Below are 23,364 nucleotides of genomic sequence, written 5' to 3' on the forward strand. Positions count from 1 at the left end.
CGCAACCGGCTGCGCGGGTTTGTGAGGATTTCCAGGACTCCGGGTGAGGGGCAGACGACTGCAGCATCGTGACGGAGTCCGTTGACGATAGGTTCGCAACGGAGTGCAACGTACCGCCAGCACTGGTTGTAGACAGCAGCAGAATCCAGTAGATCACCGACGGGTTGTTCGATGATGCACCGGTGCAGGCCCAGGGCGAAGCCATGTTCGGCTCCGCGATCGGCGACCAGGGCCGGATCTCGCTAGCCGGTACAAGATCGCGGTGGCAGTCATAACCGTTGTCCGATCCGCGTAGAGCACCTTGAGACGCATGCGGGGACTACGTTGCAGCCTTCGCGGTGGCAGGGGATAGCCGTGACTCGATCACCGGGTCGGGACGCGGCCGCGTGTGGCTTAAGTGAGACTCCTCTGGCGTCGTTGGCTAGACGCGGCCTCGGGCTTTGCGGCGCATGAATTCACCGGCCGCGACGACGATCAGCGCGAAGATCCCGAAGCCGATCAGTGCGGTGGCCGGAGCTCCACCGGCGGCGGCCAACAGGTCCATGACAACGAGAACGACACCGAAGCCCAGCACGAGACGTGCGGTCCACAACAGCAACGCCGAGGCACGCGGGGCAGGCGCCGGGCGTGGCTGATGCGAGGACGCGCGGACGGGATAGCCGGGAGCCCGGGCAGGCACGTTCACAACGGGCTCCGTGGTCGGCAAGGCAGGCTGCCCGGTCGGATACGGAAGGCCCTGTGGTTCCGGAATGTCCTGCGGTTGCGTCAGGTGAGCCGTTGCCGGAGGTTGCGGTTCGTGCGGGACGGCTTCGGCTGCCGGTTCATGTTGGTCAGCGTGTTGCGGAGTCGTCCAGCCCAACACGGAGGCCACCTCGTCCACGGTCAACAGCGCAACGTCAGAGCCAGCAGCTTTACGCTTACGGGCATCGTCGTCCGGCACCGTGTGATCCACCACCACATGCGTCACCGTCGCCGTGAGATTCTTCGCCAGCGCAAGCCCTTCGGTCAGCACCCGGGCGCGCGTTTCGTCGGCGGCAGGCGATACCCCCAGCACCAAAACGCGCGTAGGCCGGAGCGGTACGGTCGTTTTTTCAGCAGCCTCGACCTTGTTGTTTACGAACTCCAGGTCTGCCACCAGATCTGGTACGCCCAGAGCGGCTGCGGCCTTGGTGAGATCTCGATACTCCTTCGGCGTGATGACTCCGTCTTGCTCAGCAAGCCGCCGCAGGGAACCAATCGCCTCAGTGTGCACGCGTCGTACGTCGGCCGCGCTCATACCGGCCGTGCGCGCTTGCTGCGCGAGCGCTTTGGCTTCTTTGCCGGAGATCTTGTTGTCGGCGAGGGCCTGCGTAAGCTGGTCACGATATGCGGCCTCCAACGCGGGGTCGTGCGCATGCGGCATCGATTCGGGCAACCTGTCCATCAGGCTCGCCATCCAGCCGCGCTCGCCCGCGCGTATGGCCGTGACACGCGGTGCGCACCGTCCTCCGCGCGGTAGCTGCGGAAGCGCCGGGAACCGCGGCGCGGACCGGAATCGGAGACCGTGGTCGGTGACCAGACGGACAACGAGCTGACCGCACGCCCTGGCGTCGTCGAGGGCAGCATGTGTCGCGATCGCAGGCAGGTCGAGAACTTCCACGAGCGTGGCGAGTTTGTAGTTCGGCAGGCGTAGGAGCGATCTCGCGGTCGATAACGTGCACACGCCGGGAAGCCGCGGAACGTGTGGCCGAATCCGGTCGAATTCGGCGGTCAGGAACCGCGATTCGAACGGCAGATTGTGGGCGACCAGAACGCTGTTCGTGCACAGCTCGATCAGGTATCCCGCTACGTCGCTCAGCGCGGGCGCGTCATCTAGATCGCGGCGAGTGATGTGGTGAACCCACGTCGCGCCCGGATCCACGCCCGGCCCGGGGTTGACCAGGGTTGAGAACTCACCGAGAACCCTACCCTCGCCATTGACCCGCACCGCACCGATCTCGATCACTCTGCCGGGATGCAACGCGGTGGTTTCCACGTCGATTGCGGTGAACTCCATCCCGCTCGCATCGACGCCACCCTGACGGTCCAGCCGCAGCGTATCGATCAGTTCAGGCACAGCGCTGGAACCCTTCCCATACCGCCGAGCATTCGATGACACACCGCCGCCCTGTCACGCTGCACGGCCGGTCGCATCGCCACCTTTCCGGAGTTCATGATCGCATAAGAGTGCCCCTTGCGGGAGTGTCGATGTTTCGGCTCTGTCCCTGATTGCGTGATCAAGTAGTGGCCTGCTGGCGGGATCTGTTTGGATCACCAGGAGGATTCGTTTGCGGAGCAGGGGAAAGTTTGTGCGCGGCCGAACATTTGTCTCTTGATCCTTTTGATCTTCGTGTTGACGCCTTCTATGGAGCACCGTGATCTGATGGCGCAAGGCGAGGATCTCGATGTTCTTGTCTCGGTCGCTCATGGGCAGCAGGCGCAGCATGGCGAACGCGTTCGTCACACCCAGGTAGGCCAGTCGCGACAGCACAGTCGATCACCATGCCGTGGCGCTCGACGGCAGCGAAAGCGTCCGTTCGAGCGACTACGGTCGACCTACCCAGACACCGCCTCGCACCAGGGCGGATGAAGTTATCGGCAAGGGCAGGGTTCGAGGGTGGCGTTGACCGAGGCGTTCTTCTCCCTACGACAACTGGGTCGCATGCTCACGCAGCACGGCTTACGATCATCGGTTCGCTTCCATCGAGCTGAGAGAGCACCGCTATGAGTCTGTGGACGCCACCTGGAGCAGAGCTCGGTGAGTTCGCGTTGCCGGAGCCCGATCCGCGAATGGTCAAACTCAGGGGCGGCGTTGACGAGCACTGCCAGTCTTGTCCTTTGACCTATGGTCGTCTTAAGGCGTGCGCCGAGTCGTGGATCATCACGTCCACAACGCCAGAAGGTCCTGCGACGTTGTTGCGTACGGCGCGCGGTATGTTCGCGCTCGGGTTCTACCTCTATGAACAGGTTTCTGTTGCCTGTGTGCAGTCGATCTTTGCCGTTGAGGTGGCGCTCAAGCAGCGACTGGAGCGTGGCGGCAGCTTCAATGATCTTATCAACATCGCGCTGGATGAAGGGCTGGTCAGCGCCCACGTGGCGGATATCGTCAAAACTGGGCGAGTACTGCGCAATAGGTTCGTGCACGAGGGAAGGCAGCCTGTCTGGACTTTCGGCATGGCCGACGAGATCATCGGTGCGTCTTATCGGCTCGTCGGTGAACTGTATCCGGAGAACGAGTGGTCGGGCTCGGGCTCCAGTTGAACTGCGCGCACGCGAGAGTGCCTAGATGATCTATAGGTCGCCCCTGAACAATCATTTGGGCCGAGTCGTGTTCTGCAGCTGGTGTACGGCATCTGCGATGGGTTCTTCTGAGTTGGTAGGCGGCAGGATCGTCCGCTTGAGACTTCCGAACGTTGTGGTGTGCGGCGTCAGCTCGCCCGGTGTTTCCAGCCAGGGCGCAGCGTGTTGTCGCCGACGGGTGAAACCGTGCCAGAGCCAGTATTCAGCCGGAAGCGACACACGTGCGCATCATGGTTTTTTTCGTCTCCGCAATGCCGCAGTACCGAGAAGGGCGCTCAGAATCCCAGTACCGACGAGCGGCACAGCGTAGAACAGCAATGCGACACCGATGCTGACCAGCAAGAGGCATCCGGCGGACGTGACCATCAGCCATCTGGCGCGTCGCGTGCGGTCGTCGGACGCCAATACTGTGTCCAGGAGCTTCCACGTGTCTCGACGGTACGGACGCGCTGTCATGAATTTCGCCTCCGCGCCGCCTGCCGGGTGAGAGGCCTGAGAATTAGTGCAGGTGGGGAAGCCGCGTCTGAGGTAGGGCCGACGAACCGGTCTGCGGTTGGCTGGATTTCGCGTAGCTGAGCGAACCGGGTCTGGTTCTCATCAAGGACTTCGGCGTAGTTGGTGACTCCGGCGATTGGGTGTTGGAGCGCGCTGACAATTGAGCTGATCGACGGCCCGCTGTCGATTTCGACGTGAATCTGAGTCTTTCCGAGGCCAGGCCAAACGTCTACGGCCCGTGCGCCGGCTAGTAGCCCGATCCTGCGCAGCATGGCGCTGCCAAGTCCCACTGGGCCACAGCGTTTTCGCTGATGAGTCATCCCGTCCCGTTCGCCGCGGCTCAGCTGTGGAGATCGGTCGAGGAGCGGATCGACGCGTCGGTACTCGTGCTCAACGGTGCGGTTGATGTCGTTCCATATCTTGTCCCAGTCGTCCAGGTTGATGTTCTTGATCTCGAGCTTGGCATCAGTCAGCGTGCCGGTCTCGTCAAGAAGTCGGAGATCAATGCCGTTTTGACCGGATTCCAGGCGTAGGCCGGGGACTCCGTCGCCGCTCGGGCTTGGCTCCTCATTTGCCAGCAAGGCTTTGAAGAAGGGATTGCTGACTGCCGGGTTGAGCTCGGCTACTAGACGCTCTTTCCGGGGACTGACGGATAGGAAGACCTGGTGAAAGCGGTGCCTGAAGTCCGAGACCAGCACAGCGCCATCACGGATGGCCAGCAACAGGCTGGTCTCCAGCACGCGCTGGTGGAGCGAGTGCGCTTCCGGAATGAGGCTGTTTCGGAGCTCGCGCTCGTCCGTCTCGTTCGCAAGTGGCCCGATGCAGTTCTTGGCCCGTGATGGCTCTTCTCCGGTGTTAGCGCGTCGCAATTCGACCAGGTCTGAGAGCCGTTGCGACGAGCGATGCTTCTGTGGATGCCCCGCGTACGCGGTCTCCCAGGCTTGCCAGTAGTTAGGCATTGAGCCAGGTTGCGAGACCCGCGGCCGTTGCTGGGTCTCCGGATCCCCTCGCAGGATGAGACTGCAACCAGTCGTCCGCCTGCTTGCCGATCGGTCGGCGGTGTTGAGATCGTTGATCTCGCCCTCTTGGCTGACTGGCCACTCCGTTGCGGTGAACGTGTTGGGCGTGATCTGGGTGACGGGATGGCACAGAGCGGTGAGCGCGCTCTCCACAGTCAGCGCACCACTCCAGCTGAGTTTGGCTGACTCGCGGCTACCGTGGATGCTGAGAGCCCATGCGGTGCTGAAGATCTTGACCCGGCGTAGCAATCCGCTGACGAAGTGGATCGGCAGATGGAATCGCGGATAGATGAGCAGAAAATCTGCTTCGTTTGGCGACAGCACGTCTTGGTACCTGTCATTGAGCGTCAGAGCTAGTGGCCTCTCTGCGCGGACGTATACCTGCGCTGCATGCCACTCCCGTTTGCCCACACCGGTCACGATGACCTCGGCGTGCGAGGCGGGGTCGGCTAGAGAGATCACCAGCTGCCCAGACTTGCGCCACCGCGCCCGTGCTCCGGCAGTGCCGGCGATTTCGATGCTCTGCTCGTCCTTGTGGGGCCCAATCGGTAGCAGCTCGCCCAGCATCGGGCCGAGAATGAGCGGATCGAGCTCAAGGGAGACCGAATCAGGTTCAGGGCGGACACTCTTGATAACTCTGCCAACCCGGTAGTCCCACGCCCGTGAGTGGAACACCAGGTGGTCCATGCCGCGTGTCAATGCGGCAAGCACAGCCGTTTCCAGCTCGCGCTGGTCGTGCGCTTGCGCGTCGGGAATCACGCATTCGCGCAGTGCGCGGGGTAGCGGGGATGCTGTGGGGGCTTGATCGAGGATGCGATCGCGACAGTGGAGAGCCTCAAAGAGAGCCTCCCGTTCGCGCGGAGACAAGCTCTGCTCGAGTTTCCGTGTCCAGCGGCTAAGTGCTTGACGCGATTCGCCGGTCCGAGCCTGGCGGTGCCGGATCAGGCGGTCTGAAAGATGACTCATGCGCATGGAAATCCCCGTTCTGAGCCGCCCGGCCAGCCGACAAGGATGAAGCACACAGCATGATTCGGTGAAATTCCAGCTTCTGCGCGGTGGGACCAACCCTCTGAGGTCCTTGCCACCTATTGCCGGGAGGTAGCGACCTAACCGTGCGGACCGCGCCCGCCAACATCACTATAGCGCGACGCTTCACGGGTTGACGACGGGGTCGCGGCAGCTGCGCGCGGCGAGGCTCTACTTCGGCTCACCGAGCTTGTCCGATATTTCCCGAGCGATGCTCCGGGGGGTTGCTGTCTATTGGCATTTGTACGTCGCGGTCTGCCGTTAACACGCAGATCGGCGAGCCGTTCCTGCCAGGTGGTTGCGTGCTCTTCCTGTGCCACCTGCGTTGCTCCGCGCTACCGCGCCCGGTGCACTCACAGGCTCGCCCGGCTATCGGCGGTGGGTGCCCGCCATCTCAGCCACCAGCCGGTCGAAATGCTCCACTCGACGAAGGTGGAACTCGCCGCGCCGGCGCTGGAAGGCCGTGTGATTGGGGTGCGGCAACGCCAACTGCGAGGCCGGAGGATTGTTGAGGTAATAGGAGAACATGCATTCGGAGACATGAGTGCAGTGATCCACGACGTTATTGCATGGCGTGCACACGTAGCCGCGCACCAGTCCGGTGAGGTGGTCGTGGTCGATCACGGTGGCCCAACGGACGCGGCAGATCGCGCATCGGGGGCCGGTCTCGTCAACGAGCGCGCGGCGCACGGTGAGCACTTGCTGGCTGCGCGGCGCGAAATGCCAGGGGATCAGCGACGGCGGCCACTCGTTGGTCGTGTTGGGGCAGCGGTCGGCGTTAGGGACTGATAGCAGATCGACGGCGCCCTCGATCGGCTCAACATCATCGCAGCACAGGATGTGGCCGTCGGCGTCGGCCCAGTGCCAATCCGTCTCCCGCCGGGGCGCGGCGGTCCGAGGATTCCACGGTGTCTCACCTTCTCGATGTAGCCCTCGGCGCGCTCCCGCCAGTCCTCCAACCGTGCTGACTCAGTCTTCGTGAACTCCTCCGACGGGCGTCCACGAAGTGCGAACGCAGCCTGTGCTGCAGGGCTGGCGGACCATGTTTCCGTCGACAGCATGGCGCACAGGCGAGACTCCGGCATCGGGGCTCCGTCGAGCAGATCTCCCATCGTCGGACCGAACGGACGGGCGGGGTCGTCGGTGGCATAGTGGCGCCACAAAAACGAGTCGGGAATGACCGTGCGGCACGGGTGACTCCACGACAACTCGATCCACGCGTCGTCGACCAACGACACCCTCAGCTCGCTGCCGAACGTGGTCGCCCGTGGGTCGAAACCGAGGTCGGTCGCCAACCGAAATCGCGACGCTAACAGCCACAGGAAATTGCGCTGACGGGACTCGGGCAAGTCGTACAACGTCGCCATCACGCCCCCCGGGGAGACCATTTTCCTGGTGATGATTTCGGGTCTGCAGTCAACGGTTGGACGCGTTCCTAATCTGGCGCGCTCGCTCGCGCAACGCGTCAACGGTGGCTTCCGGCGCTCAACGAAAGTCATGCCTCGGCAACCTGACACCAGAACCGATGGTCGTCACGTACGCATGAACCAGTCAGCAAACCTGGGTGATGTGGACCTGGACTGAACGCTGACTAGTGATCCGTGTCGGCTCGACGAACGGTCAGCAACAGCGTCTTCGCCGTCCCCGTCTCTGCAGCGAAGTCGGCGAGGACGCTGGCAAGCCAGCCGACGGTGTCGAGCGAGCATTCCGAGAGACATTCATGGAATGATGCTCGGGGCTCCGAATGCCCGTCTCAGAACGAATCGTCGAACGGCGCAGCGATCGCGACCGGAGTTCCGACAGCATGGTCCCAGAGTCTCGCATGGCCGTGACCCTAGAGCACCCCTCCGACATTCTCGGGTCTGTCGCCGAACGGCGAGTAGGTGCTGGTTCGCGTCGCTGGTGTCGATGGCCTCGACCGAGTCGTCGCATGCTGCTTCGGCGCCGAGTCCTCCGACCGAGGACGCGGCCATGGCTCCGCCGGGGACGATGCCTGCCACGGCGAGGTAGTTCACGGGGCTGCCGATCACGGCTCCTGCGCCGGTGGCGTCGAGCACGACTCCGCCTGCCATGCCGACTGAGCTGGGGGCAGTGAATGCGGGTACCGTTGCGGCAACGCTAGGAGCGGGAGGTGCGCAGCGGCGCGCAGTGCGCTTTCCAAGGCTGGGTAGCGGTAGCTGTCGCCATCGCTGGCCAGGGTCTGGACCTTGCCGAGGAAAGTGTCGAATGCCGTGGCCTGGTTCGTGCCCAGGTGTGCGGTGCTGCGGAACAGCGTTACGGCCAGTCGGACATTTGCGCAGCTTCCCGGCACTGTCCGTTGTCGGCCCAGGCCGTGAGCGCCATCTGGAGGGTCTCGATGGTTAGGAACGGGGCGTGGTGCACGAGCAGCGGGCGGCTTGTGTCAACCGACAGCTTGCTCGCCGCCCCGAAAGTTCCACGCCTCGCTGAGGAACCCGAGCATGGCAGGAACACCCGCGGCTGGGGACGTGGCAGGCTTGAGGGGGCGCATGCGGTAACCGTTGAGGCGGCGATCACGATGAACGGGTGTGGCTCGATCCAAGCGGCGCCGAAAAACCCGTACCCGCCAGATTCCGTTCCGCAGGCCATTGGTGATGCGCGCGCCGGAACTTCCCGGACCGACTCCTGAGCAGCTTGATGAAGCGGTCCAGAAGCACAAGTCTCGCGGAGCACCTCACTGGAAGCACGTCGATCCCCTCACTTGGTTCAGCCGGTGGCTGGCAGAGCTGCGCGATCCCTTCGGGGATGTCTACCTCCAGGTCGCACCCGAACCCAGCACGATGGAGGAGAACAGGCTCGTCGTGCCCGACGAAGCCGCGTTAACGCGGCTGCGCGAGCTCGCTCCAGAGGCGGTGACTCGCTACGAGACGGCCCAGCGCCAGGCGCTGGATGTGCTCGTGCAAGCGGTGTCAGGAGCTGATCCGGCTCCGCTGCTTTGCGGAATGGTCCTACTGACCCAGCTCGAGCCGTGGGGAACCTATTTCGAGCCCGCTTCGCGGCCGACCTCGTTGGACCTGGAACTCGTGTCGGCAATAGTCACCAGCCTTCCGTGCCGCGATCGCCGTCGCGCCACGGCCGAGGATCTCCTGACTGTTGCCTCGGCAGCCCGTCAGGTGCGGTGTTGGGCCCACGCCGTCGGCCTTGCCCATTCCTTCGCGCAGGAGTCAGACATCGCTGCGGGTGTTCGGGGTGATCTGCTGACGAGGTGGCTGGCTTGGCGAGGTAGCGCCTACCCGCCGCACGCGATGGCGGCTGCAGGCGCGCTCGCTTCCGGCCATCACAACAATCTGCGGGCTCGACTCGGCTTCGGCTTCGCGGACCTGGCTGACTTCACCATCGCCCTGCGCCATAAGCACGAAATGTCAATTACCCCGGCACTCGATGCAGCATGGGACCACACCACGTTGGTTACCGGTGAGCGGCCGGATTGCGTGCAGGCGGGCAGCCTCCGATTCCAGGAGAAGTGGCTCGAGGCCGCGATGGGGCTGCTGGTCGACGCACTCGGCGTACCGATCGACGGTGGCCCCCACTTGCTGGACGCGAGTCGCGGTCAGACCGAGCTCGCCATCCTGCGAGCGCTGGGGCTGATGCCCGGGTCCACGGAGCCGGTGAAGTCGGTTCTGATCGATCCACCGCACAGGGCGAAGCCGTTCGCGCTGGTGCCGGCTCCACTAGGCGAGGACGATGACGAGGTCAGGCCAGAGATTGCGGTCCCAGTGAACTTGTCTGCCCTCACAACAGATCTCCATCTCACCGTAGAGGCGCTGCTCGCGCGGACCTTTCCGAAGTGGCCGGCAACACGTGCCCGCGCTGTGGATTCCTATGCCGTGGAACTTCTTCAGCGGGTCCTTCCAGGAAGTCTCGCGTTGACCAACGTTTTCATCGATGGTCGCGAAGGCCGGCAGGAGGTCGACGGTGTCGTCGTCTACGACGACGTCGTGATCGTGATCGAGGGCAAGGGAGCGCCGCTGAGAGTGGCAGCTCTTCGCGGCAGCGTGGACAAGCTCGTCGGTCAACTCCGAGAACTCGTCACAGAAGGCAGCAAGCAGCTCGACCGCGATCGTTCTCACGTGCTTGGTAATGATCCCGCACGTTTCTACGACGCCTCGGGCCGTTGTGTCCTGGAGATCGCGAGGTCATCAGTTCGGCGTTGTTATCAGATGTTGCCGTGCCTGGACGGACTCGGTGATGTCGGTACCGCGCTGCCGCGATTGGCAGCGCTTGGTGTGCTCGACGAGACCGCAAGGCCATGGATAGTTGGGATCGCCGACCTGAACGCAGTCATCGACGTCCTTGATAAGCCCGCCGAGTTCATCGGATATCTGGAGTTTCGCGAGCGATGGACAGGCGAACCTGGTCTCGTTGTCGCTGACGAATTCGACTTGCTCGCCCTCTACCTCTACCAGGTCGACCTCTCGGCAAGACTGGCGATGTTACCCGAAGATGGTCAACTCTTGCACGCTCCCAGTCAAGCAGTTTTCGACGCGTGGTACGACGGCCTCGCCGGGAATGGTCCAGTGGCCGACAAGCCCCGGATCAAAACCACACCGCGGCTACGCCGGTTTGTTGATGAAGTCCAACGGACGAAGCCCGAGGGCTGGCTCGCCACGACCACCGCCGCCCTTCAAGTGCCCATCACCGTTGCCACAGCCCTAGATCAACTTGAAGCTCAGCTTGCGCGCCGCGCGCGCAGACATGGCGCATCGGTTTCCGGCGACCCCGAACACCGCCTCGTCGTCGTCGCCCAGGACGAGGAGTATCCCATTGCCGTGGACGGGTCGGTTCCCGCGGCCACATCTCAGCGTGAACCGGTGTGGCTGTTCTTACGCCAACGCGGAAGCCGCCTTCAACTCGAGGACGCCGGCTTGCACCAATGGTCGACTGACGTATGAGACAACGCGCGCAGATGGTCGTCCCCTCGTTACCTTGCTTGTGGCTCTGATCAAGAGCCCCGCTCGCCCGGCCTGGCATGACTTTGTGCCAGTCTCGGTAGCCGTCGGGTTTCGTAGTTTGGGTAGCTCGTGTAGTTGGATGCGTACCTCGGCATCGATCCGTTCCGCCTGCTACTTGAACACGGCGGCAGCGCGAAGGCCCGCATCGCCGAAGCCAAACACTGCGGAAGGTTGGGCGAAAACGTCGGCCTGCAAGCGAGTCTCACCGCCGTCGAGCAGAAGCTGGACACCATGTGTCAACTCGCCGCCGACCGTCACCGCACCGACTCGTCATGCCCGACTTTCGCTCGACCGCTAGCGAGAGCGAAGTCGAACACGGGCTGCTCTGGACAGCCCTGACCTCACCATGGACATCCTGTCCTGACTTCAGGAATATCCGTCGGGTTGATCAGGTCGGCGGAAGGCGCTGTTAAGGAACCAGGCCGTCCTCTGGCACGAAGATCAGTCCCAGTGTTGTGATTGAGCTCAGTAACCTGCCGCCATTCGTGTCCTGCTACTAGAGTTGTCGAGTGTCGAAGAACTCTAATGCCCACGGCCCGGGGGTTCGGGATATGACCAACACGCTGCCGACGTTGGAAGACATGGCTCGGTGGGTCCTGGACCGGCCGGCGCCTGCGGGGTCTGTGCGCGAATTGGTGGATCTTGCCTCGGTTGGGATGGTGTTGCATGCGTGGCGCAATAGTCCGCTGGAGGATGCTCATGCCTCGGCGTGGTCCCCGCTGACCGACGGCGAAATGATGCGCGCGAATGCGGCGACGACCCGCTTGGTGCGCGAGCTTTTCGTAGAGTTCAGTGCCGGCGTCCTCGATGTGGACGTTCCACCACCGGCAGCCAATGTGGATTTTACGGCCGACAACGCGGCAACTGGTGATCGCGACCTCTCGATCGAGGACTGTTCGGTTCTCGACGAGTTCGATGACATCGACTTGTTGGTCGAGGACCTGCTCCGCCCGCTACATCTGGCGCTTCTCCGGCGTGTATTGCCGTGTGGTTATACGGTTGCCGAAGTGACCGGTGAACTCTATGATGATCTGGATGAACATATCGCCCAGGTCCTGGACGGCTTCGCTCACATCGTCGAGATGCACGGACTTCGCGCTGCCCTGTACATGAAAGCCATCGCGGGTCGCAGCCAGAACTGGTGGCTCACGCCTGCCTGGCCGGACACCGTTCACGCTTTACAGACTGTACTTGCCGATTCGAAGCATCCGCATTGGGAGATCGGCGGATATCCCGACATGGCCGACCGGCCCGATCGGTGCGCTGAGGTCGATCAACTTGTCTCTGTACTGAAGGAAGGTCCGGACCGGCTGACTGCCGCCGAGGCCCGATGGTGTGTCCAGAAGGCTGGAATCGGGTACTGCCGCCACCGTGTACATCGGTAGCGGCGCTGCTTTCAGTTGGGCCGGTGTGCGGGAAACTACTGTGGCGGAGGAGACGGGGCGCGGTCAGGTGGTTCGTCATCTCGCCGCGGATGGCTACCTGTCTGTTGCGAGTGGGTGCGGTTCTCCGGTGAGTGCGGCGAGCGCGGTAGCGATCTCTTGGAGGTCGGCGCGGACGTAGGTGGAGGTCGTGCCTGCGTCGCTCTTGCCGTTGTGGCCAGCGTATGCGCGTGCAACGGCGTAGCCGAAGTTTCGCTCGACCCAGGTGAGTGTGGTGTGGCGGAGCCAATGTGTGCTGACTTGTTGTGTCGCAACCCATGGAAGATGTTTGCCTATGCGCTGCCATAGGTAGTCGTAGCGGCGCGCGGTGATGGCGCGTCCGTTGCGGTAGCGCAAGAGTTGGCCGGCTTCGGCGGCTCCGCGTTGCTCGGCGTGGGCGACGAGGTGCAGCATCAGGGTTGGAGACACTGGTTGCCACCGCAGCGTCTCGCCCTTCTCCTGTAGGCGTATGAGGCATTGTTCGGTATCGAGGTCTTTGGGGCGGAGTCCCAGCGCGCCGCCTCGGCGGCATGCTGTCTCGATGTGCAGGCGCAGCAGCATCGAGTCGAGCTCAGGATCGTTACCGGTCGAGCCCGCTACTCTGTTGATCTCAGCAAGGCGTGTGTCCGGTAGGGCTCGTCGCGAACTGGCAAGCCGTCTGGGCTTGGCAACGCGCGTCGCGGGGTTGTCGTTCTCTGAGATCAGTCCGTCTGCGACCGCGTGGCGATACACGCATCGGAGTGCGGAGATCAGGTGCTCGGCGGCGGTTCGGCCGCCTCGCGAGTTTTTTCGTACGACGACGTTCAGCTTGACGTGCTCAGCAAGTTGCTTGATCTCCAGCGGAGTCGGTTCATCGACTCGTCGGTCGCCCCAGACTTCGACAACGCGCCGCCAGTAGGTGTCGTAGACGCGGCGTGTCCCCACGGGGACGGCGTCTGACACGCGGCCGATGTAGTCCCGGATCGTGGGAACGGGCCCGCTTTCCACAGGTGTCTTAAAAAGTTGCTCGGGACTGATTCCGAGGCGGGAGAGCAAGAGGCGCGCTGCCTCAATGTCATCGCCTTTCATGGCCCCGCTTCCTTTGGTTGAGACTCGTGGTACGCGAGCAGCACCTTGTCGAGCACGGATGTCGGGTAGGCCGTCAGCAGGTCGTAATCCGGATACGCGGCGACAAGAAGTTGTGCGCGGGCTTTGATGCGGCAGGAGTGCCGTACGGCCGCTGGCAGGCGGAGATGTCCTTGGAGAGTAATGGTGTCCGGCCCATGAGAGCGAGTGACAACGATAAAGAATCGGTTCAGGACGTTGATCGAAATCGAGGAGTGAGGCAGCCAGCCCAGGACTCGTAACGCTGATCGGTCGGCGAGCCGTCCACGGTTATCGATCGCCGTCACGGCGTAATACACGCTGCTCTCGTGAACGGGGGAGAGGAGACTCGCCACCGGCAGCCCACTTGTTCGGGGTCGCGTCTCCTCTTCGCCAATCGTTAATGTCGATGCAAGATAATCCCCGAGCGAGCGCTGATGTTGGATTCGACATTTCGGGCTAACTTCTCGACCAGTCATTAGGCGGCGCTCAATACAACCCGGGTTTCCAGCTGAGCATTCTTGAGTTCGGACGTGCCTTGCCGGAACACGAGCAAATCTTCGTGCGCGATCAGGTGCAAGGGCAGTCCGGCTTGGCGTTGATTGCGGATGAAGTCGCGTTGGAAGAAGCTGCCGCGAGCGACGAGATCGTTTTCGGCGACCCGGGCGAGCAGGGCCACGCAGCGCTCGACGGGGATCAGCCCAGCCTGCCGGCCGCAGGTGGCGATCTGGGAGGGCAGGTCGATCAGTTCGGCGTGTTCGCGCCAGGGTCGCAGGGTGATCGCGACGTGCCCGCCGGGGCGGAGGAACGCCGCGGTGCTGGTGAGGATTTTGGTGAATCCGGAGAGCAGTCGGTGGTGGCCGATGTTGGCGAGGTTGCCGCGGTCGAGGGTGTTGCCGTAGCGGTGGTGGTACTTGTGGACCCCGCCGCCGGGGACGACGTTGACCTGCCCGTGGGTGGAGGGCCCATACGGCGGGCTGGTGACCACCAGGGCGACCTGACCGGCTAGATCGGGCGGCAGCAGCGTGGCCAGCTGCCGGGCATCGCCGTGGATCACCTGGCCGTCGGTGTCGATGCCGGCGTGGTGGGCGAGGGCGAGGTTGGCTTCGGTGACCTCCACCCAGTGCGGTTCGTATTCGACGCCGATTGCGCGGCGCCCCAGGTGGAGGGCTTCGACGAGGGTGGTGCCGATTCCGCACATCGGGTCGAGGACGAGATCGCCGGGCTGGGTGTAGTGGGCGATGGCGTGCGCGGCGACGGCGGGGAGCATCTTGGCGGGATGGGCGGTGGACTCAGCAGTGTAGCGGCCCTTGCGTTGGGCGGCGGGAGCGCGCTGCGCGGTCGCCCACACCGACACAGCCGGGGACGATGTCGGTTGGTCGGCCTGCTCGATGAGCGTGCGCGGGATCGGCACGGTCGGCGTGTCGTCGGTGGTGTGGTCACGGCTGGCGTCGGGCACGGGATCGCCTTTCTCGATGCAGCTGCCGAGGTTGGTGGAGTAGCGGTCGGGGGCGTGATTCATCGGATGACTCCGGTCTCGCGTACGGCATCAGCCGGCGACAGCGACGGGCTTCGGTCCTCGTGTGGCTGCGCGAAGACCACGAGATCCGCGTGGATGCGCCGATGCGGTGCGGGCCCCTGGTGGTCATCGGCATGAGGCTGCGAACGGCCGGTACCGGTGGTCTCGGGGGTGAGCACGAACCGGCCGTCGCGGATCGGGGTGAGCAGGACGACGATGTGCTGGAGGTAGAGCAGGTCGGCGTTCTGGCAGGCGGCCACCACCGGCCCGGTTGGGTCGACGAGCTGCCCCGTGGTGTTGTCACTGTGGGTGAGCACGGCGAAGATGCCGCCGGTGCGCAGCAGCCGGGCCGCGGCCCGCGCAAGGTGATCACTGGTGGCCTCGCCGCTGTGTGCCGGGCGCAGGCTGGCGATAACCACATCCGCCCCCGCCGCGCGATCGCCGAGGTCGTCGGGCACGGCCCCAGGGGGAACTGTGGGCTCGATGTCGTCGAGGCCCCGTGGCCCGTCCACGAGATCGGCCCAGTAAGGCCGGGACGCCGGGGCGTGCGCCGCCGGGTTGCACGTGAGGGGGACGACCCGGGCGGTCCGGTCAAGATCCCGGATGGCGGTCAGCGCCGCTTCCACTTCTCTGTCCGGCTCGCCGTGCGGGTGGCTTTCGGGGGTAGGGGTGGAGGGCTTGTCGGTGATCGCTGCGGCACTGGGGCCGGTCAACAGCACGACCCGTCCACCGGGATGGCTGAAGGAGGTGACGATCTTCTTCACGACCGGGGTCGGCCACACCGCCTCCGGGTCGACTGGCCGGGGTCCGCATGCCCATACCGTTGCCGGGGTCGGCGCACCGGAGACGGCCCGGGACCGGGACGCGGTCCTGGTGCGGCGCGTGCTGGGCCGGGTTGCCGACGGCGGGGCGGAGCCGTCGGGGGACCCTGCGCGTCCGCCGCGCCGAGGTGGACGCGCAGGGCGTGTCGCCTCGGGGCGCCGTCGGCCGGGGGGTGGGGCCTGATGGGGAGAGTTCATAGATGCCTCCGCTGCGGTGGTGCTGCGCGTTGTGCGCTGGTGACATCCCTGAACTCCGAAATAAAGGCCCCTGGGGGACAACCGGGCTCGAACTTTTCTGATGGACGTGGCCCGGCCGTGGTTGAGACATTTTCCGTACCCCGGGGATTCGGGAGAGAAAAGTGCGCGCACGCGCGTGAAGCACTCTCTCGCGCAGATCCACCGGCGAGGTAGAAGATCAATCACAACAATTCTTCCGGACGGCCCCGTCGGGCCTGTCCAAGAGAGGCAACATCCGGGGTGTGCTCAATCGCAGCTACTACCGAACTACTACGAAACTACTACCGCCTTCCCATAATCCCAGCTCGCCGACTACTACGGTGGATCATCACGCGATCTCGACACCGGTGAATGTGATCGACGCAATCACGAGTAGACGAGTAACGGTGCAGGCGAAAATGATCATTTCAAGATCAACCGTAGTAAACTGGTAGTAGGTCGGTAGTAGTTTCGTAGCAGTTTGGTAGCACCTCCTGTGGCTTCCTTTTTGGCGTCGCTGTTCTGAATCGCCGCAAGGAGCCATTCATGGCCACAAAGAACGAATTCCGCCGCACCCGCAGAGGTCAGGATTCGGAGGATTCCGCACGGGATTGCATGCCTCTGGATGCGGCGCGCGCCGCTTTCGAGTTGCTGGTGACCGGGCCGCATCCGGTCTCCCTTGACGGCCGTTTGTTTCCCGGCATGCCGTCGCGTCGGGTGCCGTTGAACGAGGTCCGGGACCGGCTGCTGCACCGTTGCTGCCGGCAGGCCGCCCGGGATGCGGTGTGGGCGCATCTGGTGCTGCGTTCGCGCACCGAGGGTGCCACGTGGACGGTCGGCTGTGTGGGGGTGGCGCTGCCGGCGCTGACCCGGATCGCCGCCACGCTCTCGGCCCGGTTCGCCGGGGATGTCACCGACATCCACGCCGCAGTGCTCGTCGGCTTTTTAACCGAGATCGCCCGGATCGATCTGCGCAGGCCGCGCATCATGCTGCGCTTGCGGTGGGCGGCCTACCGTGCCGGACACACCGCCGTCCGGGAAGCACTCGATGCCCCGGTTCCCTCCGGAAACGGGTTTCGTTCGACCGAGCCCACCCGGCCGTGGGGACACCCCGACTTCGTCCTCGCCCGCGCCGTCGCCGAGGGCGTGATCACCTCCGACGAGGCCGAGTTGATCGGCTCCACCCGCCTGGAGGGGCTCCCGCTCGCCGACGCGGCGCAGCAGCGCGGGGTGAATTACCAAGCCGTCAAGAAGACCCGGCTGCGCGCCGAGAACCGGCTGGCCGCCTATCTCCTGAACGGCACGGGCGAGGCCGACGGCGGTGCGGGCGAGGGTGATCTGGCCGCTCATGTCGCTGACGCGGTGACCATCACCGCAGCCGCTCGCGCGGCCGCCAAACCTGCCGCGGATTCACGCTCTGTCATCGAACCCGCGGCCGGGGTGGCGAGGAAATCTCGGCCGCGGGTGTCCCCAACGCGGCCGGAATCCGGAGTTCAGGGATGCGGGGCAGAACCGGCTACCCCCGCGCCGCAGACACCGGCCACCTCGACTCCGGAGGTCCCTCGATGCGCCTGAACCTTCTGTCACGCCCGCCGCACATGCGGCGACACCGACCCAAGACCGCACCTGATCCAGCCACTCGAACGATCACTGCATGCGCCGCACGAGCCTCACGGCACCGAGTCCTGCCTTCCCGCCCGGCATGTGGGTGTCAGTGCAGTCATCCGAGGACTCGCCATGCCGAGCGCGGTCGATGCCCACATGGGAGCCTGCGGCGCTCGGGGTGGCTGCTGGCCGGCGAGATCGCCGTCTTAGCACTCCTGCTGACCGCCGCCGGCGCGCACGCCGAGACCACGCACGTGTTGGCCCAGGCTCCCAGCCTGGATGTGGTCTTGAACAACATTCGCAACTGGCTGATGGGGATCCTGGCGGGGCTGGCGACGGTGTTCCTCACGGTCGGTGGGGTCCGCTATGTCATGGCGGGCGGCGAGCCCGGTGAGGTCGAGAAGGCCAAGCAGGCGTTCAAGTCGGCCGGGATCGGCTATGGGCTGGCGGCGTTGGCGCCGCTGGTTGTGACGATCCTCCGCGGAATCGTGGGGGTGTGATCACCGATGCCGGCCACCGCCTCGGGCACTTTCCGTGTGCTCAGCCGCGCCGTGGCGGCCGCCGCCCTCGCGCTGGCCGCAGTCCTCGGTACTACCGGTGGCATCGCCGTGGCCCAACCCGCACCCACCCCCACCCCGATCCCGACGCTGCCGGGAACCCCGCCGCCGGAATGCCCGCCGGGATCAGCGCCCGACTGCGGCACCCCACCGCCGCCACCCACAGCACCGCCCAGCGAAGAGTCACCGTCGTTGCCGCCGCCACCGTGTACGGGGCCGTACTGCATTCCGCAGGTGCCCACCACCCCCGTGCTGCCGAACCCCGGCGAAAGCGAGGATCACGGGAGTTGGCTGGCTCACTGGCTGACCGACTGCATCTGGGATTTCTTCACCGGCCTTGCGACCTCCGCACTGGGCGGTGTGCTGGATCTGCTCGGCACGTCGTTACTCGCGACACCGCAACTGGACCGGCTGCCGGTGATGGGGCAGATCTGGGGCGGTTCGCAACGCATCGTGATCGCCTGCTCCGTCGTGGTGGTCATCCTCGCGGGCCTGGTCGTGATGGCCTACCACACCTTGCAGACCCGCAGTTCGGTCAAGGAAATCCTTCCGCGGCTGGCGGTGGGGTTTCTTGCGGCGAATCTGTCGCTGTTTTTCGGTGGCAAAGCAATCGAGTTCGCCAATGCCCTGTCGTATTCCCTGGTGGGTGGCGATCAGGCGGGAGTCGAGCAAACGGCGCGGGCATTCACTGACAGTGTGCGGGGAAATGTTCCGGCGGAGGACGCCGGATACACTGATTTGTACGCGATCTTTACCGTGCTAGTGCTGGTTGTGATGATTATCGCGGTTCTGCTGACTTACATCGTCCGTGTCGCCCTGACGGTGATTCTGCTCGCGGGTGCACCACTGTTGCTGATGTGTCACGCGCTTCCGCAAACCGAGGCGATCGCGTTCTGGTGGTGGAAAGCCTTCGGCGGGATGCTGGCCATTCAGGTCTGCCAATCCTTGGCGTTCATCGCGGCCATCAAACTGTTCTATCTTCCCGGCGGCATCACCCTGTTCTGACCGCGCCCACAACACAAGGGGTGTGTGGTGACTAGCTTTCTGATCGCGATCGCGATGTGCTACATCCTGTTCAAGATCCCATTTTGGATTCTCGGTTCGATCCGTGGCGGCGGCCGGTCCTTCCTTGGCTCCGTCGTCCGAGGCTTTATCGCGTATAAAACGTTCGGGTGGATTCAGGGAACCGGCGCTGCGATTCGTGGCCGCCGAGGTTCTCGTAGTTCGTCTCTGTCGTCGCCGGATCCGTACGCCAACATCCGCTCGACCTCGGGTGGCCAATACGTGCTGCCTCTCGAAGGACTCACACGGAGGCGCGCCCGCAGATCCCCTGGTCCGCAGTCTGTGCCGAACCGCTCGTCGAAACCCAACCGGAGGGCAGCGGGGAAACAAGGTGCACTGTTCACCGCCGAGGGCACGCCCGCCCGCGGGGCACGACCGCCGAACCTGGGCCCGGGTGCCGCGCGGATCGATCCACAGCCCGGTGAGCAGCACATGCTGCCCATCCCCACCCACCACGACCCAAACCGCACCAGCCGCCGCAGCCTGCACGAGGACCTGACCAGCCCCCGACCGACCCGCACGACACCAAACCCGCAGCAGCCGACGCTGTTCACCCGCACAGGCCGCCCGCGACCGGCTGCCCGACCACCCCAGCCGGGCAACCCCGGGGCGATGCCCGTCCGTATCCGGCCTGGTGAGCAGCACTACCTGCCACTGGTCGGCCCCTTCACCAGCCAGGCCACCCCTCCACCGGGACCCAAACCAACCGTCCCCGCCGACCAGCCCCCACCGAGACCGGCCCGCCCGCCGGGGCAACAGGCCCTGCTGAGCACCACCGGAGAGGTTCGCCCGCAGGCCCGCGCCCGACGCCCCGCGCGCCCGAGCCCGGTGGTGCCCCCGGCCTACAAGGGCATTCGCCCGGACCGGGACGGCCAATACCGGCTGCCGCTGAACGTGCCGAAGAAACCGGCCCGGCACCGCGGTCGGCGACCGGCTGCCGAGGAACCCGGCCCTCCGAGCCCCGCGCGGCATCCGGAGCAGCCCGAACTTCCCCTGAACCTACCGGCAACCCGACCACCCCAACCCCGCACGACACCCCGAGGAGGTCGAACGCGATGACCGAGCCATATCGGATTCCGGCTGATGTGGACAGAGAAGACCGCATCGTGGCGGGCCTGACCGCGCGCCAGGTGGTGATCCTCGCCGTGACCGGCATCGTGCTCTACGCCGCATGGACCGTGACCCGCGCCCTCATCCCGTTGCCGGTGTTTCTGATCCCGGCGATCCCGATCGGCGCGACGGCGGCGATCCTCGCACTGGGCCAGCGCGACGGCATCACCCTGGACCGGCTGCTGCTTTCGGCGATCCGCCAACGCCTCGGTCCCCGACACCGGGTCGCCGCCCCCGAAGGCATCTGCCCCGTCCCGGACTGGCTCACCACTCACGCCACCACGACCGGCGACACACCAGCCACCCGGGGTGGGTCCGGGGTGTGCCCGTCGGCGCTGCGGCTGCCCGCCGAAGCCATCACCGACACCGGGGTCATCGACCTCGGCAGCGATGGCCTCGCCGTCCTCGCCGTGGCCTCCACCGTCAACTTCGCCCTACGCACCCCGGCGGAACAGGAAGGTCTGGTCGCCACTTTCGGCCGCTACCTCCACAGCTTGACCACACCAGTGCAGGTACTCGTCCGCACCGAACGCCTCGATGTGTCCGCCCAGATCACCGAACTCCGCGAACGCGCCGGCGGCCTGCCCCACCCCGCGCTCGAACAAGCGGCGCTGGAGCACGCCGACTACCTCGCCCAACTCGGAGAACACACCGACCTGCTGCGCCGCCAAATCCTCCTCATCCTTCGCGAGGGCCTGCGGCCGGCCGGTGACGCGGCTGCGGTCGGTGGTTCGTCGGCGTTCGCGGCCCTGATTGCGGGGAGTGGGCGCAAGGCCACACGGCAGAAACGTGGGGATTCCGCGGCTCGCCGTGCTGCGGAGTCACGGCTGGTGCGGCGTCTCGGGGAGGCCGTTGAGCTGCTGGCACCGGCCGGAATCGTGGTGACTCCACTGGATGCCGGGCAGGCCACCGCCGTGCTCGCCTCCAGCTGTAACCCCGACACCGTGCTGCCGCCGGCCACCGGCCTGGCCGGCGCCGACGAGGTCATCACCAGCCCTAGCGGGCAGCCCTTCGATCCCTACTCCCGAGGCGGGTTCAGCGCTACGGCGGGCCTGCGGGCCGGGGTCTGCGACCCGGCCGAGGCGCACGACTGGGACTACGACACCGAAGACGACGAGGACGAGTTCGAAGAGAGGGGGCGAGTCGCATGATGCTGCGTACACGCCATCGCGCCAGCCAGGCTTCGGTCGCAGCGCCGACCGCCAGTGCGTTCACGCCGGATGCGGTGAGCGTGGGTGCCCGGCATTTGGAAGTCGGCGGCGAGTGGGTCGCCTCCTTCGCCATCGTGGGCTATCCGCGTGAGGTCCATCCCGGCTGGCTGCAGCCCCTGCTGACCTATCCCGGCAGGTTGGATGTGTCGCTGCACATCGAGCCGATCGACCCCGCCACCGCCGCCACCCGTCTCAAACGGCAGCTGGCCAAACTGGAGAGTGGTCGGCGGCACACCGCCGAGCACGGCAGACTGGCCGACCCGCACGTGGAAGCGGCCACCGAGGACGCCTACGATCTCTCGGCCCGTATTGCGCGCGGCGAGGGCAAACTGTTCCGCCTCGGTCTGTATCTGACCATCCACGCCCCGTCGCAGGAGGCGCTGGCTGATGAGGTCGCCGCGATCCGGTCTCTGGCCGCGTCGTTGTTGCTGGACGCCAAACACACCACCTACCGCAGCCTGCAGGGGTGGGTGTCGACACTGCCCATGGGCCTCGATGTGGTGGGCATGCGCCGCACCTTCGACACCAGCGCCCTGTCGGCGGCGTTCCCGTTCACCAGCCCGGACTTACCGCCGACCGACCCGACCAGCGTGGCCGCGCCGTCCGGGGTGCTCTACGGCTACAACGCCCAGTCGCAAGGACTGGTGCACTGGGACCGCTTCGCACTGGACAACCACAACAGCGTGGTCCTGGGGCGCTCCGGCGCGGGAAAGTCCTACCTGGTCAAGCTTGAGCTTTTGCGCAGCCTGTATCGGGGGATCGAGATCTATGTCGTCGATCCCGAAGACGAATATGCGCGGCTGGCGGCAGCGGTCGGCGGCACCTACGTCCACCTCGGCGCAGCGGGCGTGCGGCTCAACCCGTTCGACCTGCCCATCACTCTCGGGCCGGATGGGCGGCGCACCGCCCCGAAGGACGCCCTGATCCGCCGAAGCTTGTTCCTGCACACCGTGATCAGCGTGCTGATCGGCGCTGAGCCGGGCGCTGCCGAGCGGGCGGCGCTGGATCGGGCGATCGCCGCCACCTACCACCGCGTGGGGATCACCGCCGATGCCCGCACCTGGAGCCGACCCGCCCCCATCTTGGGGGATCTCCGCGACACCCTCGCCGACGCGGGCAACAGTGGTGACGCGGCGGCGGGGGAGTTGGCCGCGCGGCTTCATCCCTATGTCGATGGTGCGTTCAAGCACCTCTTCGACGGCCCTACCACTACCCGTCCGGATGGGCACCTCGTGGTCTTCTCGCTGCGTGATCTGCCCGACGAGCTCAAAGCGATCGGCACGCTGCTGACGCTGGACGCGGTCTGGCGGCGGGTGTCCAATCCGGCGATCCGCAGGCCGCGGCTGGTCGTGGTCGACGAAGCGTGGCTGTTGATGCAACAACACGCCGGTGCGCAGTTCCTGTTCCGGATGGCCAAAGCCTCCCGCAAACACTGGGCCGGACTCACCGTCGCGACGCAGGACACCGCGGACGTGCTGGGCAGCGATCTCGGGAAAGCCGTGGTCGCCAACGCCGCCACGCAGATCCTGCTGCGGCAGGCGTCGCAGGCCATGGACGAGATCACCCGCACCTTCGATTTATCCGCCGGGGAAAGGCAATTCTTACTCTCAGCGGAGCGGGGCCAGGGCCTGCTGTCCGCGGGGACGCAGCGCGTGGCCTTTCAGAGTATTGCCTCGCCCACCGAGCACTACCTGGTCACCAGCGACCCGGCCGAACTCGCCGACTATGCCGCCGATGCAGACCTCACCGACCCCGGCGCTGACGGATCCTATCTCGACCTCGGGGCCTTGGCCGAGGACAACGCCCTGATCGAGGGCGACGAATTCGGCCCCGGCGAAGTCCAGCTCGACCTCGACGCGTGAGACCAGGCCCTGCTGGAGCCTCGCGTCTCCACGGTAGTGCGTACCTCGGCTCCTTCCGTCTCTCCTCAA

At 65.3% G+C, this 23,364-nt stretch carries 18 protein-coding genes; 9 read left to right on the forward strand and 9 right to left on the reverse strand.

Annotated elements, in window-relative coordinates; genetic code table 11:
- Positions 1–421: 421 nt before the first annotated feature.
- Positions 422–2,095 carry a 3'-5' exonuclease gene (locus BJ970_RS24275; RefSeq protein WP_184728345.1) on the reverse strand — a complete coding sequence of 558 codons (1,674 nt, stop codon included), beginning with the start codon at positions 2,093–2,095 and terminating at the stop codon, positions 422–424.
- Between the two features lie 54 nt (positions 2,096–2,149).
- Complete coding sequence (locus BJ970_RS38220) at positions 2,150–2,509, reverse strand: hypothetical protein (RefSeq protein ID WP_184729428.1); 360 nt, start codon at positions 2,507–2,509, stop codon at positions 2,150–2,152.
- Between the two features lie 233 nt (positions 2,510–2,742).
- On the opposite strand from BJ970_RS38220, the gene BJ970_RS24285 reads away from it, so the two are divergent.
- Positions 2,743–3,279 (forward strand): hypothetical protein, encoded by a 537-nt coding sequence (locus BJ970_RS24285; protein WP_184728346.1) that lies wholly within the window; start codon positions 2,743–2,745, stop codon positions 3,277–3,279.
- 491 nt (positions 3,280–3,770) lie between these two features.
- Here BJ970_RS24285 and BJ970_RS24290 read toward each other — a convergent pair whose 3' ends face one another.
- The 3 genes from BJ970_RS24290 to BJ970_RS24300 form a co-directional block, all read right to left on the reverse strand.
- Positions 3,771–5,591 (reverse strand): hypothetical protein, encoded by a 1,821-nt coding sequence (locus BJ970_RS24290; protein ID WP_184728347.1) that lies wholly within the window; start codon positions 5,589–5,591, stop codon positions 3,771–3,773.
- 636 nt (positions 5,592–6,227) lie between these two features.
- The gene (locus tag BJ970_RS24295) at positions 6,228–6,557 is read right to left on the reverse strand and encodes an endonuclease domain-containing protein (protein WP_221467301.1); all 330 of its coding nucleotides are present in this window, start codon (positions 6,555–6,557) and stop codon (positions 6,228–6,230) included.
- 1,327 nt (positions 6,558–7,884) lie between these two features.
- On the reverse strand, positions 7,885–8,169 hold the full coding sequence (locus tag BJ970_RS24300) for a hypothetical protein (protein ID WP_184728348.1): 285 nt from the start codon (positions 8,167–8,169) through the stop codon (positions 7,885–7,887).
- Between the two features lie 235 nt (positions 8,170–8,404).
- On the opposite strand from BJ970_RS24300, the gene BJ970_RS24305 reads away from it, so the two are divergent.
- Together BJ970_RS24305 and BJ970_RS24310 are read left to right on the forward strand one after the other, a co-directional pair.
- Positions 8,405–10,768: a hypothetical protein gene (locus BJ970_RS24305; RefSeq protein ID WP_184728349.1), complete on the forward strand. Its 2,364-nt coding sequence runs from the start codon at positions 8,405–8,407 to the stop codon at positions 10,766–10,768.
- A gap of 611 nt (positions 10,769–11,379) precedes the next feature.
- Positions 11,380–12,213, forward strand: a complete 834-nt coding sequence (locus BJ970_RS24310; RefSeq protein WP_184728350.1) for a hypothetical protein — start codon at positions 11,380–11,382, stop codon at positions 12,211–12,213.
- 93 nt (positions 12,214–12,306) lie between these two features.
- Here the strand turns inward: BJ970_RS24310 and BJ970_RS24315 are convergent, their stop codons facing one another.
- The 4 genes from BJ970_RS24315 to BJ970_RS24330 all read right to left on the reverse strand — a co-directional run bounded on the left by BJ970_RS24315 (position 12,307) and on the right by BJ970_RS24330 (position 15,633).
- Positions 12,307–13,317, reverse strand: coding sequence for a site-specific integrase (locus BJ970_RS24315; protein ID WP_184728351.1), 1,011 nt, complete (start codon positions 13,315–13,317; stop codon positions 12,307–12,309).
- Entirely contained in the window at positions 13,314–13,652 is a 339-nt protein-coding gene (locus tag BJ970_RS24320) for a hypothetical protein (protein WP_184728352.1), read from the reverse strand. Before BJ970_RS24320 ends, BJ970_RS24315 begins: the two co-directional genes overlap by 4 nt.
- A 158-nt stretch (positions 13,653–13,810) precedes the next feature.
- Positions 13,811–14,854 (reverse strand): TRM11 family SAM-dependent methyltransferase, encoded by a 1,044-nt coding sequence (locus tag BJ970_RS24325; RefSeq protein ID WP_184728353.1) that lies wholly within the window; start codon positions 14,852–14,854, stop codon positions 13,811–13,813.
- Positions 14,851–15,633, reverse strand: a complete 783-nt coding sequence (locus BJ970_RS24330; protein WP_312864381.1) for a hypothetical protein — start codon at positions 15,631–15,633, stop codon at positions 14,851–14,853. The genes BJ970_RS24325 and BJ970_RS24330 overlap by 4 nt, the downstream gene beginning before the upstream one ends.
- An 801-nt stretch (positions 15,634–16,434) precedes the next feature.
- On the opposite strand from BJ970_RS24330, the gene BJ970_RS24335 reads away from it, so the two are divergent.
- From BJ970_RS24335 to BJ970_RS24360, 6 genes are all read left to right on the forward strand, one after another.
- Entirely contained in the window at positions 16,435–17,463 is a 1,029-nt protein-coding gene (locus tag BJ970_RS24335; protein ID WP_246471000.1) for a hypothetical protein, read from the forward strand.
- Between the two features lie 194 nt (positions 17,464–17,657).
- Positions 17,658–17,993: a pilin gene (locus tag BJ970_RS24340; protein ID WP_446689102.1), complete on the forward strand. Its 336-nt coding sequence runs from the start codon at positions 17,658–17,660 to the stop codon at positions 17,991–17,993.
- A gap of 291 nt (positions 17,994–18,284) precedes the next feature.
- Positions 18,285–19,055, forward strand: coding sequence for a TrbL/VirB6 family protein (locus BJ970_RS24345; protein WP_312864382.1), 771 nt, complete (start codon positions 18,285–18,287; stop codon positions 19,053–19,055).
- 489 nt (positions 19,056–19,544) lie between these two features.
- Positions 19,545–20,171 carry a hypothetical protein gene (locus BJ970_RS24350; RefSeq protein WP_184728354.1) on the forward strand — a complete coding sequence of 209 codons (627 nt, stop codon included), beginning with the start codon at positions 19,545–19,547 and terminating at the stop codon, positions 20,169–20,171.
- Positions 20,168–21,373: a PrgI family protein gene (locus tag BJ970_RS24355; RefSeq protein ID WP_184728355.1), complete on the forward strand. Its 1,206-nt coding sequence runs from the start codon at positions 20,168–20,170 to the stop codon at positions 21,371–21,373. The genes BJ970_RS24350 and BJ970_RS24355 overlap by 4 nt, the downstream gene beginning before the upstream one ends.
- Entirely contained in the window at positions 21,373–23,295 is a 1,923-nt protein-coding gene (locus tag BJ970_RS24360; protein WP_184729326.1) for a VirB4 family type IV secretion system protein, read from the forward strand. Before BJ970_RS24355 ends, BJ970_RS24360 begins: the two co-directional genes overlap by 1 nt.
- Positions 23,296–23,364 lie beyond the last annotated feature (69 nt).

Source organism: Saccharopolyspora phatthalungensis (assembly GCF_014203395.1).
Classification (GTDB): domain Bacteria; phylum Actinomycetota; class Actinomycetes; order Mycobacteriales; family Pseudonocardiaceae; genus Saccharopolyspora; species Saccharopolyspora phatthalungensis.

Excerpts from the sequence above, each read along its gene's own strand:
- BJ970_RS24335 (WP_246471000.1), top strand. The coding sequence starts at position 16,435 with ATGGCCACAAAGAACGAATTCCGCCGCACCCGCAGAGGTCAGGATTCG.
- BJ970_RS24310 (WP_184728350.1), top strand. The coding sequence starts at position 11,380 with ATGACCAACACGCTGCCGACGTTGGAAGACATGGCTCGGTGGGTCCTG.
- BJ970_RS24360 (WP_184729326.1), top strand. The coding sequence starts at position 21,373 with ATGCTGCGTACACGCCATCGCGCCAGCCAGGCTTCGGTCGCAGCGCCG.
- BJ970_RS24350 (WP_184728354.1), top strand. The coding sequence starts at position 19,545 with ATGCTGCCCATCCCCACCCACCACGACCCAAACCGCACCAGCCGCCGC.
- BJ970_RS24355 (WP_184728355.1), top strand. The coding sequence starts at position 20,168 with ATGACCGAGCCATATCGGATTCCGGCTGATGTGGACAGAGAAGACCGC.
- BJ970_RS24315 (WP_184728351.1), bottom strand. The coding sequence starts at position 13,317 with ATGAAAGGCGATGACATTGAGGCAGCGCGCCTCTTGCTCTCCCGCCTC.
- BJ970_RS24325 (WP_184728353.1), bottom strand. The coding sequence starts at position 14,854 with ATGAATCACGCCCCCGACCGCTACTCCACCAACCTCGGCAGCTGCATC.
- BJ970_RS24285 (WP_184728346.1), top strand. The coding sequence starts at position 2,743 with ATGAGTCTGTGGACGCCACCTGGAGCAGAGCTCGGTGAGTTCGCGTTG.